11 protein-coding genes and 1 riboswitch are annotated in these 13,620 nt (G+C 70.0%); of the genes, 7 read left to right on the top strand and 4 right to left on the bottom strand.

Annotation, left to right across the window (positions count from 1 at the left end):
• The first annotated feature begins 91 nt into the window (after positions 1–91).
• Positions 92–985 (top strand): SGNH/GDSL hydrolase family protein, encoded by an 894-nt coding sequence (locus HNR09_RS11365; RefSeq protein WP_179542140.1) that lies wholly within the window; start codon positions 92–94, stop codon positions 983–985.
• Between the two features lie 25 nt (positions 986–1,010).
• Here the strand turns inward: HNR09_RS11365 and metX are convergent, their stop codons facing one another.
• The 4 genes from metX to HNR09_RS11345 all read right to left on the bottom strand — a co-directional run bounded on the left by metX (position 1,011) and on the right by HNR09_RS11345 (position 7,727).
• The gene (metX, locus tag HNR09_RS11360; RefSeq protein ID WP_179542139.1) at positions 1,011–2,126 is read right to left on the bottom strand and encodes a homoserine O-acetyltransferase MetX; all 1,116 of its coding nucleotides are present in this window, start codon (positions 2,124–2,126) and stop codon (positions 1,011–1,013) included.
• Positions 2,127–2,215: 89 nt separating this feature from the next.
• Positions 2,216–3,604 (bottom strand): O-acetylhomoserine aminocarboxypropyltransferase/cysteine synthase family protein, encoded by a 1,389-nt coding sequence (locus tag HNR09_RS11355; RefSeq protein WP_179542138.1) that lies wholly within the window; start codon positions 3,602–3,604, stop codon positions 2,216–2,218.
• A gap of 139 nt (positions 3,605–3,743) precedes the next feature.
• Positions 3,744–3,860: riboswitch (SAM riboswitch) on the bottom strand.
• 103 nt (positions 3,861–3,963) lie between these two features.
• Positions 3,964–6,375 carry a right-handed parallel beta-helix repeat-containing protein gene (locus HNR09_RS11350; RefSeq protein WP_179542137.1) on the bottom strand — a complete coding sequence of 804 codons (2,412 nt, stop codon included), beginning with the start codon at positions 6,373–6,375 and terminating at the stop codon, positions 3,964–3,966.
• 170 nt (positions 6,376–6,545) lie between these two features.
• Positions 6,546–7,727 carry an acetyl-CoA C-acetyltransferase gene (locus HNR09_RS11345; RefSeq protein ID WP_179542136.1) on the bottom strand — a complete coding sequence of 394 codons (1,182 nt, stop codon included), beginning with the start codon at positions 7,725–7,727 and terminating at the stop codon, positions 6,546–6,548.
• 249 nt (positions 7,728–7,976) lie between these two features.
• Here HNR09_RS11345 and HNR09_RS11340 point away from each other — a divergent pair, with 249 nt between their 5' ends.
• From HNR09_RS11340 to paaA, 6 genes are all read left to right on the top strand, one after another.
• Positions 7,977–8,726 (top strand): M50 family metallopeptidase, encoded by a 750-nt coding sequence (locus tag HNR09_RS11340; RefSeq protein WP_246348806.1) that lies wholly within the window; start codon positions 7,977–7,979, stop codon positions 8,724–8,726.
• Positions 8,727–8,776: 50 nt separating this feature from the next.
• Positions 8,777–9,778 carry an NAD-dependent epimerase/dehydratase family protein gene (locus tag HNR09_RS11335; RefSeq protein ID WP_179542135.1) on the top strand — a complete coding sequence of 334 codons (1,002 nt, stop codon included), beginning with the start codon at positions 8,777–8,779 and terminating at the stop codon, positions 9,776–9,778.
• A 95-nt stretch (positions 9,779–9,873) separates the two neighbouring features.
• A complete protein-coding gene (paaI, locus tag HNR09_RS11330) occupies positions 9,874–10,332 on the top strand; it encodes a hydroxyphenylacetyl-CoA thioesterase PaaI (protein WP_179542134.1) in 459 nt (152 codons plus the stop codon).
• Between the two features lie 3 nt (positions 10,333–10,335).
• A complete protein-coding gene (locus tag HNR09_RS11325; RefSeq protein ID WP_179542133.1) occupies positions 10,336–11,664 on the top strand; it encodes a phenylacetate--CoA ligase family protein in 1,329 nt (442 codons plus the stop codon).
• 17 nt (positions 11,665–11,681) lie between these two features.
• Positions 11,682–12,305, top strand: coding sequence for a TetR/AcrR family transcriptional regulator (locus HNR09_RS11320; RefSeq protein ID WP_378937287.1), 624 nt, complete (start codon positions 11,682–11,684; stop codon positions 12,303–12,305).
• 220 nt (positions 12,306–12,525) lie between these two features.
• Positions 12,526–13,557 carry a 1,2-phenylacetyl-CoA epoxidase subunit PaaA gene (gene paaA / locus HNR09_RS11315; protein ID WP_179542131.1) on the top strand — a complete coding sequence of 344 codons (1,032 nt, stop codon included), beginning with the start codon at positions 12,526–12,528 and terminating at the stop codon, positions 13,555–13,557.
• Positions 13,558–13,620 lie beyond the last annotated feature (63 nt).

Raw genomic sequence — 13,620 nt, 5'->3', positions numbered from 1 at the left:
CGTGCCGGCACGGCCAAGGAGACTGTGCCGCGGGACCAGCTGTGGGCGTCCGTCTCACGGATGATGGAAGTGACCGACGAGTTCAGCGACAATGAGGCACGTGGACCCATCAGACGAGCAGCTCGAGCCCCCTGAGGCGCACGGCGAGATGCCGGGCAGCCCCACTCACCCCTGGACCCGTTACGTCGCCCTGGGCGATTCCTTCACCGAGGGCATCGGTGACCCCGACGAATCCCGCCCCGGCTACCACCGCGGCTGGGCCGATCGAGTGGCCGAGGAGCTGGCCGCCGGTGCGGTCGCCTCAGCAGGCGGCACGCACTTCGCCTACGCCAACTTGGCGGTGCGTGGAAAGCTGATCGCACAGATCCGCGACTCTCAGATCGCCCCGGCCCTGGAGCTGAAGCCCGACCTCATCACACTCTGTGCCGGCGGCAACGACGTCATCCGGCCAGGGGGCGACCCGGACGAGACCGCCCGGACCCTGGACACCATGGTCCAGATCCTCTCCACCACCGGCGCCACCGTGGTGCTGTTCAACGGCCCCGACGTGCGCGAGACCCCGGTGGTGGGCTCCATCCGTGGCAAGGTCGCCATCTACAACGAGAACGTGCGCACCGTCGCCGCCCGGCATGATGCCCTGGTGGCCGACATGTGGGCGCTGCGCGAGCTGGCGCATCCGGCCATGTGGGACGAAGACCGGCTGCACTTCTCCCCGCTGGGGCATCACACGATCGCCACGATGGTGCTGGACACCCTCAACGTCGCCCATGACCTGGAGCCGCTGGCTCCGCGCCCGGTGCCCGAGCGCAGCTGGCGGGAGGCCCGGGGCGACGACGTCGTCTGGGCCCGTCACCACCTGTTCCCGTGGGTCGTGCGGCGGCTGCGCGGTCGCTCCTCCGGCGACGGGGTGACCGCCAAGCGCCCCACCTTCGAGCCGCTGTTCGGCGGGTCGATGCCGCCGGGGACCTCGGGCGCCGAGAAGTGACACGCCTCGGTTCAGGCGCGAAGGATCATAGACCCAGCGTCTCCCGCATCTCTGCGGCCAGCTGCTCCGGGCTGGTGAGGAATCCGTCGTGACCGATCGGTGAGGCGATCATGTGCACCTCGGGCTCTCCGGGCAGCAGCTGCGCCAGCTCACGGGACTGCTCAGGCAGGTACAGCCGGTCCGACTCCACGGCGGCGATGAACGGCGTGGCGGTGACCTGGGAGAGCGCCGCGGCGACGCCGCCGCGACCGCGGCCGACGTCGTGGCTCATCAGCGCCTCGGTGAGGACGATGTAGGCGTTGGGATCGAAGCGGCCCACGAGCTTGCGGGCCTGGTGGTCCAGGTAGGACTCCACCTGATAGCGGCCTCGCCGACGGGCGGCCCAGGCGAAGGGATCCTCCTGGCCCTGCGGCTCCCTCTGAAACCGGACCCCGAGCTCATACTCGGTGCGGTAGGTGATGTGGGCGATGCGCCGCGCCAGCCCGAGCCCTTCCTCAGGAGCCGGACCGCCGTAGTAGTCTCCGCCGGCGAAGTGCGGGTCGTTCTCGATGGCCTTGATCTGCGCTTGGCCGAAGGCTATCTGCTCGGCGGTGGACGCGGCGCCGCAGGCGTAGACCGCCACACCTCGCACCCGGTCCGGGAAGGTGGCCGCCCACTCCAGAGCGCGTGCCCCGCCCATGGATCCACCGATGACCGTGCGGAACTGTGCGATCCCGAGGTGATCGGCCAGCCGGGCCTCCAGCTCGACGGAGTCCCGGATGGTGGTGAAGGGGAAGCGCGAGCCCCAGGGGCGGCCCTCCAGATCCGGCGAGGCCGGCCCGGTGGACCCGTAGCATCCGCCGACCATCGCCGGGGCGACCACGAACCACTGTGTGGTGTCGATGGGTCGCCCCGGCCCCAGCAGACCCTCCCACCAGCCCGGCGCCGGGTCGGCGTCGGTGGCGGCGACGTGGGTGTCACCGGTGAGGGCGTGCGCGACCAGGATCGCGTTGTCCCGTGCCTCGTTGAGCGTCCCCCAGGTCTCGTAGGCCAGCTGCACCTGCGGCAGGGTGCCTCCGGTCTCGAAGGTGTGCTCGCCGACGTCGACGATGGCGAGCGCACCGGCGGGACGCGGTGTCGCGGTGAGCACCTGGGCGGTCATGGGGCGGGAACTCCTGTGTCGGTCCGGGTCGGCTGGGCGATGACGGTCAGGCGGGTGTGGATGAGACGCAGTGGTCTCTCAGGTTAGCCTCAGCCCACCGGAGCAGGCTCGGAGGCCGGCGTTTTCTCACTCTGCGGACCGTCGGCACCGGCCGGGACGGCCTTGGCCAGGGCCTGCTCGAGGTCGGCGAGGATGTCCTCGATGTGCTCCAGCCCCACCGAGAGACGCACCAGACCAGGCACGACGCCGGCCGCACGCTGCTCGTCCTCGGTCAGCTGGCGGTGGGTCGTCGAGGCAGGGTGGATCACCAGGGAACGGACATCCCCGACGTTGGCCACCAGAGAATGCAGCTCCAGGGCGTCGGCCACGGCCTGGCCGGCCGGGGCGCCCCCGTCGACTTCGAAGGCCAGCACGGAGCCCACTCCCTTGGGCAGGTACCGCTGCGCCTGTTCGAACCAAGGGCTCGAGGCCAGGCCCGGGTAGCTGACCCGCTTGACCGCCGGGTGCGCCTCCAGGTACTCAGCCACCCGCTGAGCGTTCTGCACGTGACGCTCCACGCGCAGGCTCAGGGTCTCCAGGCCCAGGTTGATCTCGAAGGCGTTGTGCGGCGAGAGGGAGGGGCCGAGGTCACGGAGCAGCTGCACCCGTGCCTTGAGGATGTAGGACAGGTTGACCCCAAAGACGCCGTCGGCACCGAGGTCCCGGCCGTAGACGAGGCCGTGGTAGCTCTCGTCCGGGGTGTTGAAGCCGGGGAACCTGTCCGGGTACCGGGTGTAGTCGAAGCCGCCGGAGTCGACGATCACCCCGGCGATCGCGGTGCCGTGCCCGCCGAGGAACTTGGTGGCCGAGTGGATGACGACGTCGGCTCCGTGCTCGATCGGGCGGATGAGATAGGGGCTGGTCAGCGTGTTGTCCACGACCAGCGGGGCACCATGCTCGTGGGCCACCGCCGCGACGGCCTCGAGGTCGAGGACGTCTCCGCGCGGGTTCGCCACGACCTCACCGAAGAAGGCCCCGGTGTTCTCCCGGATCGCGGCCCTCCAGGACTCGGTGTCATCCGGGTCCTCCACGAAGGTGACCTCCACCCCGAGCTTGGGCAGGGTGTGCTTGAACAGGTTCTGGGTGCCGCCGTACAGGGAGGGCGAGGCGACGATGTGCCCGCCTGTCTCGACGATGTTCAGCAGCGCCAGGGTGGCGGCCGCCTGGCCGGAGGAGACCAGCAGCGCACCGACACCACCCTCGAGTGCGGCGATCTTGTTCTCCACCGCCTCGAGGGTGGGGTTGGTCAGCCGCGAGTAGATCGGCCCGAGCTCCTCGAGGCCGAACCGCTTGGCCGCGGCCTCGGTGCTCGGGAAGACGAAGGAGGTGGTCTGCTGGATCGGCAGCGCCCGGGCGCCGGTCACCGGGTCCGGGAATGCACCGGCGTGGATCTGCTGAGTCTCGAATCGAGGGGCCTTGGGGGTCTCTGTGGTCGTCATGGGACGTGTCTCCGTTCAATGCGGTCGCGTGGCCAGGACCGGCATCGGAGAGACTCCGGGCACGAAGACCCGAGAGACTGCACCGCGTGGCGGCCCTGTCGCGAAGGACATGGTGGTGGGCCGCACTGTGATGTGTGATGGCCCGCGCTTGCCCCACCGCATGGGCGGCAGGGCCTGGTCGTCACCCGGGGCACCCCACCGCGAACTGGAGGGTTGCCGGCCAGCAAACCGGGGTTTGACGCTGGCACTCTTGACCTGCCCCATAGTGTGCCCTGATCCCCACGATCCGGCAAGTCTGTGTCCTCGCATGTCACCGTCGGCGCGGATCACCCCGCACCCCGGCACGCCCCAGCACTCTGTCAGCCCCGCCCTCCCGGATGCGGCGCGGGCTCCACCGCGCCGATGGGGCCGCCGTCGTCGCCGCCGTCGACCAGGATGGAACGGAAGGTCGGCTTCGCGAAGTCACCCCAGATCAGCGAACCGTCCTCGTCCCGCTCATACTCCCCGGGCGGGACGATGGAGACCAGATCCCGCGGCAGGACCAGCCGTTTGCCGCCCTCGGCCTGTGAACGGCTTCCGTCGAAGAGGACGTTGCTGGAATCGACGTCTCCGGCGATCTGATCCGCCCGGCCGTCGCCCCCGGAGTGCACTGAGAGGTTGCTGCGGAAGATCCCCTGGTCCTCCGGCTCGAAGTACGGGTTGGTGCGGAAGATGTAGTTGTACCGCACGTTGTCCACCGCGGTGTTGTTGGTCAGCGTCAGCCGGCCAGGGTTGAAGTTGTCGGAGAAGCCGTCGAGGTTGTTCGCGTACGCCAGGTTTCCGGTGAGCACATGGTCCACGGGAAGCCCCTCTCCGCCCACCTTGAATCCGGTGCCGATGCCGGAGCCGGCGTTGTACCCGTCGGAGAGCTGCCCGTTGTGGTGGGCGATGTTGCCCTCCATCGTGATGGGGAAGTTGGGGCCCTCGTTCGTGCGGTTGTAGAGGTCCCAGCCGTCGTCGATGTTGTGGTGGGCCACGTTGCCGCGGAACACATTGCCCGGGCCGACCCCGAGCTTGGCCGCGAAGCCGTCCGCGTTGATGTCAGCCGGGTCCCGGTTGTCATGGGCCTCGGAGTCCACGATGAGGTTCTCGGCGGGCCAGTCCTCCGGGGCTCCGCCGCCGGAGAGCTGGAAGCCGGAGTTGCCGTTGTGGCTGAAGATCATCGAGTCGACGACGTTGTGCGATCCCGAGGAGCGCAGCCCGTTGCCGGCCGAGCGGGTGAGCTCCAGGTCGGAGACGACCCAGTGGTCGGCGTCGAGCCGGATGATCTGCTGCAGCGCGGACCGGCCGTCCACGATGACCTGTGCGCCCTCGGCGGCGGTGAGGGTCTTGGGCTCCTCCACGGTGCCGGAGTAGGCCGGGCTGAGCGAGATGGTGCTCTCGGGCTGGTATTCGCCCTCCAGCAGCTCCACCGTCTGACCGGGCAGCACGTGCTGGACCGCCGTGTGCACGTCCAGAGGGCTCTGCTCCGTCCCCTCCCCGTCCGGCGTGCCGTCGGGCGAGACCATCAGCGGGGCGTCGTGGAACTCCCGGACGGTGACCTCGACGCTGCGGGTGATCGGAGTCAGGTCGGGGCCCTCCGCAGGGTGATAGGTCGAGCTGACCGTGCTGGTGCCCTCCGGGAGGTCAAGCTGCGCGGTGAGCTCATCCTCGGCGGTGATGGGTTCCCCGGAGATCACCGTCTCCCCGTCGACGGCGACGTCCACGGTGCCCGGATGGCCGGCCGAGGCGGCGAAGGGGTAGCTGGTGGAGCCGGAGTGCTCAGGAGCACGCAGGTCGAAGGAGACCGGGGTGACCGGCTCAGGCTGCTCCGGACGGGGCTGGGTGTCGGCGTCGCTGAGGGTCAGTGAGGCCCCGGAGAAGGTCACCGCCACATTCCGTGAGGCGAAGAACCCCACGGTCATCAGGTCGGGCTCGATGTCCTGGACCCAGTCCGCCCCGTCGAGCTCGTGGGTGTGGGTCTCCGGCTCGTCCAGATGCGTGGAGGTCGTGGACATCACGAACGAGTCGTCGGTGCGCTCCAGCCGCATGGTCACCGGCTCGTCGATCGTCAGGCCGTGCCCGCCGAGGTTCGTGGCGCGACGTTCGGATCCGACAGTCCCCCACGGCTCGGTCACCCCGGTGCGGGTCATGCCGACCGGTCCCTGGCGCAGCACTGTGGAGGAGGCGTAGTTCGAGGCGGCCGGAACCTCTTCGAAACCCTCCAGCATGGGGTCCTGACGAGGGCCGCCGTTGAGGTCGCGGACCATCAGGCCTGCACCCTCCTGCCCGTTGGGGCTCGCGCCGGTCTCGGGGCCGAGCTGATGGACCGTGACCTCGGCCTCGAGCACGAAGTTGTGCTCGTTCGGGTCGAGGGTGACGTGGTAAAAGGTCAGTCCGTCATGGCCGGGGGCGAGCTTGCCGCCCCGGCTCTCCATGAAGACTTCGCCGTCGATGGTGCCCGGCTCGTCCGGGTCGGCGTGGTTGACCCCGACCTTCTCCGGCATCACGTTGGAGGAGAAGTCCAGGTCGGTGGACTGCCCGAAGGTGATCTCCTGCCACTCGAGCTCCTCGGCGGTCTGTCCCCCTGACTCGGCAGGGTCGTCTGCGGGAGTGTCGGCCCAGGCCGACGACGGCGCCAGCAGCGTCACCACCAGGGCCAGGGCACCCGCGACGGTGGTCCCGCGGACAGCGGGCGTCGTGAGTGTTCGGCGGTGGTGCGGATCGTCGATGGACGTGGTGGACGGTGGCATCTCGTCTCCCCCTCAGGAGCTGGACAGCGGTTTCCCGTCCAACCTAGACGTGATGTCGGTCACAGTGAAGCGGATTCGAGACCTGGCGCATTGCCCACTCAGCATGACGTGATGCGGCCCGCAGCGGACTGACCAGCACTCACCCACCCCCGCAGGGGAATCCGACCCGCTCAGACGCGCAGGATCAGGGCATCGCCCTGACCGCCGCCACCGCAGAGGCCTGCGGCCCCGACTCCCCCGCCGCGGCGCCCGAGCTCCAGTGCCAGATGAAGCGCCAGTCGCGCACCGGACATGCCGACCGGGTGCCCCAGAGCGATCGCACCGCCGTTGACGTTGAGCCGATCCTCCTCCAGGCCGAGCTTCCGGGCCGAGGCCACCCCGACGGCGGCGAAGGCCTCGTTGATCTCCACCAGGTCCAGCGAGGCGGGGTCGATGCCCTCCTTGGCGCAGGCGGCCGCGATCGCGTGGGCGGGCTGCAGCTGCAGCGAGGAGTCCGGCCCGGCCACCATGCCATGGGCGCCGATCTCGGCGATCCAGTCCAGCCCGAGCTCCTGGGCCTTCTCCTTGGACATGACCACCAGGGCGGCGGCGCCGTCGGAGATCTGTGAGGCTGTGCCGGCGGTGATGCTGCCCTGCTTCGCGAAGGCCGGGCGCAGCCGTCCCAGAGACTCGGCGGTGGTCTCTGGACGAATCCCCTCGTCCGCGTCGACGACGACCGGCTCGCCGCGGCGCTGCGGCACCTCCACCGGGACGATCTCCTCGGCGAAGAGGCCCTTCTCCTGCGCGGCGGCGGCGCGCTGGTGGGAGCCGGCGGCCACCCGGTCCTGCTCCTGCCGGGAGACCTCAGACTCGCCGGTGTTGCAGGACTCCGTGAGCGCCCCCATGGCCTGGGAGGTCGCCTGGTCATAGAGCGCGTCATAGGCCATGGAGTCCACCAGGGCCGTGTCCCCATACTTGGTGCCGGTCCGCGAATCGGGCAGCAGGTGCGGGGCGTTGGACATCGACTCCATGCCGCCGGCGAGGACGATCTCACACTCGCCGGCGCGGATCAGCTGGTCCGCGGAGGCCACGGCGTTGAGCCCGGAGAGACAGACCTTGTTGATCGTGATGGACGGCACCGAGGCCGGGACGCCGGCCCCGAGCGCTGCGGTGCGAGCCGGATTCTGCCCGGCGCCGGCCTGGATGACCTGCCCCATCACCACATAATCGACCGCGTCGGCGGAGACCCCGGCCCGCTCGAGCGCACCCCTCAGGGCCACGGCTCCCAGCTCCGCGGCCGAGAGGGACGACAGTCCGCCCAGCAGCCGCCCCATGGGAGTTCGGGCACCAGCGACGATGACAGTTCCAGACATGACTCTCCTCTGCAGCACGATGTTCACGATGGGCCCGAGGAATCGGACGACGCCGCGGCCACGCCGCCGAGGACGCCGTCGTCCCGCCTGGGCTCAGCTCAGCGTATCGCGGTGATCCCTGTCACGTCAGACGGCGACGGCTCCAGCCGAGGCAGGCGCCCTCTCCTGGGCCAGCCCGAGGCCACGGGCCTCAGGCGGCCGCCCGCCGCTTCCAGCAGGAGTTCAGACGCAGGCGGCACACTGTCCGACATGATCGACCTTCCCTCGCCGGCGATGAGCTGGCCCACACAGCTCTGGGGCCGGGTGATCAGCGAGCAGGAGCCGCTGGGCTGGGAGCTCAGCCTGATCCTGGCCCTCGTGGTGCTGGTGGTCACGTGGAGTCCTCCCGGACATCGACTGGTGCGGCACCTGGTGACCCTGGTGCACGAGGCGGGGCACGCCGTCGTCGCCGCCCTGGTGGGGCGCCGCCTGCAGGGAGTGCGACTGCACGCCGACACCTCTGGGCTGACCGTCTCACGAGGCCGGCCCGACGGTCCGGGCATGATCGCCACTCTGCTGGCGGGCTACCCGGCCCCCGCCCTGGCAGGCCTGGTCGGGGCCCTGCTGCTCGGGGCCGGACACGCCGCCGGAGTGCTGTGGGCCCTGGTACTGATCAGCGCCCTGATGCTGCTGCTGGTGCGCAACCTCTACGGGCTCTGGGTGGTCCTCGCCCTCGGCGGAGCGGTCGGCGCGCTGTCCTGGTGGGCCTCCGGCCCGGTGCTCTCCGCTGCCGCTCAGCTGGTGGTCTGGGCCCTGCTGCTGTCCGCCCCGCGAGCGGTGGTGGAGCTGCAGCGACAGCGCCGTCGGACGCGCGGTTCCGACAGCGACGCCGACCAGCTGGCTCGGCTCACCGGGATTCCGGCCGCCGTGTGGGTGGGGCTCTTCTGGCTGGTGTGCGCGGCGGCCCTGGCCGCGGCGGCCTGGCAGCTGCTCGAGGGCGTTCCGCGGCCCTGGGGGTGAAGCCCGCCGGCCCTGGGGCTGCCGGCCGACCGGCGGGTAGTCTCTCACCCATGACAGAGCGGACTGCATCCTCTCCCTCGCCCGGCCCGGACTCGGAGCGGACCGTGATCGTCGGCGCGGGTGACCTCGGCACGCGGATCGGGCGCCGCCTGCGGAACGCAGGCCGCGCCGTCGACGGCTGGAAGCGTGACCCCACGACACTGCCCGAGGACTTCACCGGCGTGTCGGCGGACCTGACGCACCCGGCCCAGCTCCCCGAACTGCCCGAGGACACCACCGCCGTCGTGTTCTGCCCGACCGCCGGCGGGCGGAACGCGGCTCGGTACCGGGCGGTCTACCGAGACGGCCTGCGGGCGCTGCTCGAGCGGGCTGATCGGCTCGGCGGCAGGACCGGGCGGCCGGTGCGCCTGGTGCTGATCTCCTCGACCGCGGTCCACGGCGGGGAGAGCGGACTGGTGGACGAGTCCACGGCCCTGCATCCGCACACCGCCACCGGCGAGGTCCTCGCCGAGACCGAGCAGCTGCTGCGCTCCGACGACGCGGTGGAGGCCACCGTGCTGCGCCTCTCCGGCATCTACGGGCCGGGCCGACGGCGACTCCTGGACCAGGTACTGGGCGGCCGGCTGGGCACGGGCGCACAGGGGGCCGGCGCGCAGCAGCGCGGCGCCACGCCCGACGTCGACCCGTGGCGGATCTCCAACCGGATCCATGTCGAGGATGCCGCGGCCGCGGCCGCGGCCATGGTGACCGCACAGCACTGTCCCTCGGTGCTCCTCGGCGTCGACGAGCTTCCGGTACCGGTGGGGATGGTGCATGACTGGCTGGCCGATCAGCTGGGGCTCCCCCGCCCCTGGCCGCAGCTGGTGCCCGCCGACGGGTCCCTGGAGGAGCTGCTCGCCGTCGGCCGGGAGGACCTGCTGTGGAGATCCACCCGGGCGCATGGGAAGGCCGTCGACGGGACGCGCCTTCGCCGTTTCCTGGGCCACCTGGAGCACCGGGACTTCCGTTCCGGCTACGCTGACCTCGTGGCGGAGGTCGCCGAGGCGGGATGACGGGCCGACCTCATCCGATGTGCTTGACATCACATCCGCGCGGTGCTTGAGTTGACTTACCGACCAATCGGTCTGGAAATAGTCGAGGAGTGCCGATGACCGAGTCCACCCAGCTCACCGACGAAGGCGTGCTCATGCCCGCCGACGGCCCCCGGCACCGGATGCTGGAGACGGATCGCTGCACGCGCTGGTTGGGCGCCGAGGTGCTCCAGGCAGACCCCGGCCATGCCCGCCTGCGCATGACCGTGCGCCGCGAGATGACGAACGGGTTCGACATCGTCCATGGGGGGATGCTCTTCACCCTGGCCGACACCTGCTTCGCCATGGCCTGCAACCATCCCGAGGGCGATGACGCCACCGTCACCGTGGCCTCAGGTGCCGACATCAACTTCCTGAAGACGGCATGGCTGGGCGACGAGCTCGTCGCCGAGGCAGTCGAGGTCTCGCGCTCGGGACGCAGCGGGATCTACGACGTCACCATCACCCGCGCAGACGAGACCATCGCCGTCTTCCGCGGCCGTTCCCGCACCATCGCCTCCCCCGAGAAGAAGTGAGCCATGAGCGCCCTCTCCGATGAGACCATCAGGCCCTCCCGCGACGCGAGCCTGCCTGATCCCGAGGAACTGATGAGCCGCGCCGAGATCGAGGCGCTCCAGCTGACCCGTCTGCAGCAGACCCTGCATCACGCCTACGAGAACGTGCCCGCCTACCGAGAGCTCTACGACTCCCACGGCGTGAAGCCCGAGCATCTGAAGACGCTCGAGGACCTCGCCCAGTTCCCCTTCACTGACAAGGAGTTCCTCCGCAGCGCCTACCCGTTCAAGGCCTTCGCCGTGCCCATGGACCAGGTCCGCCGGATCCACGCCTCCTCGGGCACCACGGGGCGACCCACCGTGGTGGGCTACACCGAGCGGGACATCGACACCTGGGCCACCCTGCTGGCCCGCTGTCTGAGGTTCTCCGGGGTCCGCCCCGGCGACATGGTGCACAACGCGTACGGCTACGGGCTCTTCACCGGCGGCCTGGGCGCCCACTACGGCATCGAGAAGCTCGGCGGCACGGTGATCCCGATGTCCGGCGGGCAGTCCGAGCGGCAGGTGCAGCTCATCCAGGACTTCCGCCCCCGAGTCATCCTGTGCACACCCACCTACCTGCTGGCCCTGGCGGACACCTTCCGCGACGCCGGCATCGACCCCCGGGAGACATCGTTGGAGATCGGGGTGCTGGGCGCCGAGCCCTGGACCCAGCAGATGCGCCACGAGATCGAGGAGACCTTCGCGATCAAGGCGTGCGACATCTACGGGCTCTCCGAGGTGATGGGGCCGGGCGTGGCCGGTGAGTCCTGGGAGATGCAGGACGGACCGACGATCTGGGAGGACCACTTCCGCCCGGAGATCATCGACCCCTTCACCGCAGAGCCGCTGCCCACCGGGCAGGACGGAGAGCTGGTGTTCACCACGCTCACCAAGGAGGCGCTGCCGATCATCCGGTACCGCACCCATGACCTGACCCGCCTCGAGCCGGGCACCGACCGTCCCGGCCACCGGAGGATGGGCCGCATCACCGGTCGTTCCGACGACATGATCATCCTGCGCGGTGTGAACCTGTTCCCCTCCCAGATCGAGGAGATCGCGCTGGAGATCGACGAGCTCTCGCCGCACTTCCAGCTCCGGCTCAGCCGCCCGGGGACGATGGACGAGATGACGGTGCACATCGAACGCCGCCCGGAGTGCGACGGCGCACAGGCCGAGTCGGCGGGCCAGGAGCTGGCCCGCCGGATCAAGGTCCGCGTCGGCTCCAGCTGCCGGGTCTCCGTCGAGGAACCGGGCTCGCTGGCCCGCTCCTCGGGCAAGCTGCGCCGCATCTACGACGAGCGTCCGCGCTAGGCCGGGCGGATAGTCTGATGACCATGACCTCGCCTCCGACCTCCTCCGGAGCCTCGCGCCGCGGGCGGCCCGGCTACGACCGCGAGGGACTCCTCACCGTCTGCGTGGAGACGTTCAACCGCCACGGCTATGACGCCACGTCGATGGGCGCGCTCTCCCGGGAGCTGGGGATCTCCAAGTCAGCGATCTACCACCATGTCTCCTCCAAGGAGGAGATCCTGGACATCGCGCTGAACCGGTCGCTGGCGGAGCTCGAGCGGGTGGTCAGCGACGCTGCGGCACCCGGCGCGCCGGCCGTCCAGGAGCTGGAGACCATCATCCGCGAGTCGGTGAAGGTGCTCACCGGCTCCCTGCCGTACGTGACCCTGCTGCTGCGGCTGCGGGGCAACTCGGAGCTGGAGGTCAAGGCACTGCAGCGGCGGCGTGAGATCACGCTGCGCATCGCAGAGCTCATCCGTGAGGCCCAGCGTGACGGCGATCTGCGTGAGGACGTGGACGCCCGCACCGCCTCCCGCCTGGCGATGGGCATGGTCAACTCCATCGTGGACTGGTACCGCCCGCAGGGAGGCCAGCCTGATGACGCCCTGGCTGACACGGTGATGCGCCTGCTGCTGGACGGCCTGCGCACCCAGCGCCCCTGACACCGTCACTCTCTGCATCGAAAGGTCGATTCGAAGGGATCCGAGGCTCGAAACGGCCCGAAGATCGCTTCGAATCGACCTTTCGACGCCGGAAGCCCTGCCGGACCCGCTGCCGAACCCGCCCCTCACCCACGCAGTCCCGAATTCTGTGTTGACCATCACACCCGTCCTGCTATACTGAACGAACGGTCGGTAATTATTGCGACGGAATCGAGGACCCATGACGGCGCACCACACCTCTCAGCAGTCCGACGGAGCTCAGCTCCGCCTGGCGGACGACTCTGACGCGGCCGCAGCCGAGGAGGCCGCAGAGGTCGGCCAGGCCCGCTTCGAAGAGCTCATCGCCGCCGACTCCCGCGTCGAACCCCGGGACTGGATGCCCGACCCATACCGGAAGACCCTGGTCCGCCAGGTCTCCCAGCACGCACACTCAGAGATCATCGGCATGCAGCCGGAGGGCAACTGGATCACCCGCGCACCCAGCCTGAAGCGCAAGGCGATCCTGATGGCCAAGGTCCAGGACGAGGCCGGCCACGGGCTCTACCTGTACTCCGCCGCCGAGACCCTGGGCACCTCCCGCGACGAGATGCTCGACCAGCTCTACACCGGCCGGGCCAAGTACTCCTCGATCTTCAACTACCCGGCCCGCACCTGGGCCGACGTCGGCGCCATCGGATGGCTCGTCGACGGCGCCGCGATCACCAACCAGGTGCCGCTGTGCCGAGCCTCCTATGGGCCCTATGGCCGAGCCATGGTCCGCGTCTGCAAGGAGGAGTCGTTCCACCAGCGCCAGGGGTGGGAGATCCTCTACTCCCTCTCCCACGGGACCGACGCACAGCACCGCATGGCCCAGGAGGCCGTGGACCGCTTCTACGGCCCGGCGCTGCAGATGTTCGGCCCGCCCGACTCCGACTCTCCCAACTCGAACCAGTCCATGGCCTGGAACATCAAGCGCTTCTCCAATGACGAGCTGCGCCAGCGCTTCGTGGACATGATCGTGCCGCAAGCCGACGCCCTGGGACTCACCCTCCCCGACCCGCACCTGACGTGGAACGAGGAGCGCGGTCACTACGACTTCGGCGATCTCGACTGGGACGAGTTCTTCTCCGTGCTCAAGGGCAACGGCCCGCTGAGCCGTCAGCGGCTCGAGCACTACCGGAACGCACGCGACGACGGCGCCTGGGTGCGCGAGGCGGCCACCGCCTACGCCCGCCGGGGGCAGCAGGACCAGTCCGCCCTCCTCGGCGCCTGACACCTCCCACCAGCCCTCCTCCCACGGAGACCTTCCTCCACCCAGGGCCCGAGACCACTTCAG

Source organism: Nesterenkonia xinjiangensis, from assembly GCF_013410745.1.
In the GTDB taxonomy this organism is placed as follows: Bacteria; Actinomycetota; Actinomycetes; order Actinomycetales; family Micrococcaceae; genus Nesterenkonia; species Nesterenkonia xinjiangensis.
Note: the sequence above shows the minus strand (reverse complement) of the source record. Positions and strands in the feature narration are given on the sequence as shown.

Bases quoted from the DNA above. Each gene is read 5' to 3' on its own strand.
- HNR09_RS11365 (WP_179542140.1), top strand. From the start codon at position 92: ATGAGGCACGTGGACCCATCAGACGAGCAGCTCGAGCCCCCTGAGGCG.
- metX (WP_179542139.1), bottom strand. From the start codon at position 2,126: ATGACCGCCCAGGTGCTCACCGCGACACCGCGTCCCGCCGGTGCGCTC.
- HNR09_RS11355 (WP_179542138.1), bottom strand. From the start codon at position 3,604: ATGACGACCACAGAGACCCCCAAGGCCCCTCGATTCGAGACTCAGCAG.
- HNR09_RS11350 (WP_179542137.1), bottom strand. From the start codon at position 6,375: ATGCCACCGTCCACCACGTCCATCGACGATCCGCACCACCGCCGAACA.
- HNR09_RS11345 (WP_179542136.1), bottom strand. From the start codon at position 7,727: ATGTCTGGAACTGTCATCGTCGCTGGTGCCCGAACTCCCATGGGGCGG.
- HNR09_RS11340 (WP_246348806.1), top strand. From the start codon at position 7,977: ATGATCGACCTTCCCTCGCCGGCGATGAGCTGGCCCACACAGCTCTGG.
- HNR09_RS11335 (WP_179542135.1), top strand. From the start codon at position 8,777: ATGACAGAGCGGACTGCATCCTCTCCCTCGCCCGGCCCGGACTCGGAG.
- paaI (WP_179542134.1), top strand. From the start codon at position 9,874: ATGACCGAGTCCACCCAGCTCACCGACGAAGGCGTGCTCATGCCCGCC.
- HNR09_RS11325 (WP_179542133.1), top strand. From the start codon at position 10,336: ATGAGCGCCCTCTCCGATGAGACCATCAGGCCCTCCCGCGACGCGAGC.
- HNR09_RS11320 (WP_378937287.1), top strand. From the start codon at position 11,682: ATGACCATGACCTCGCCTCCGACCTCCTCCGGAGCCTCGCGCCGCGGG.
- paaA (WP_179542131.1), top strand. From the start codon at position 12,526: ATGACGGCGCACCACACCTCTCAGCAGTCCGACGGAGCTCAGCTCCGC.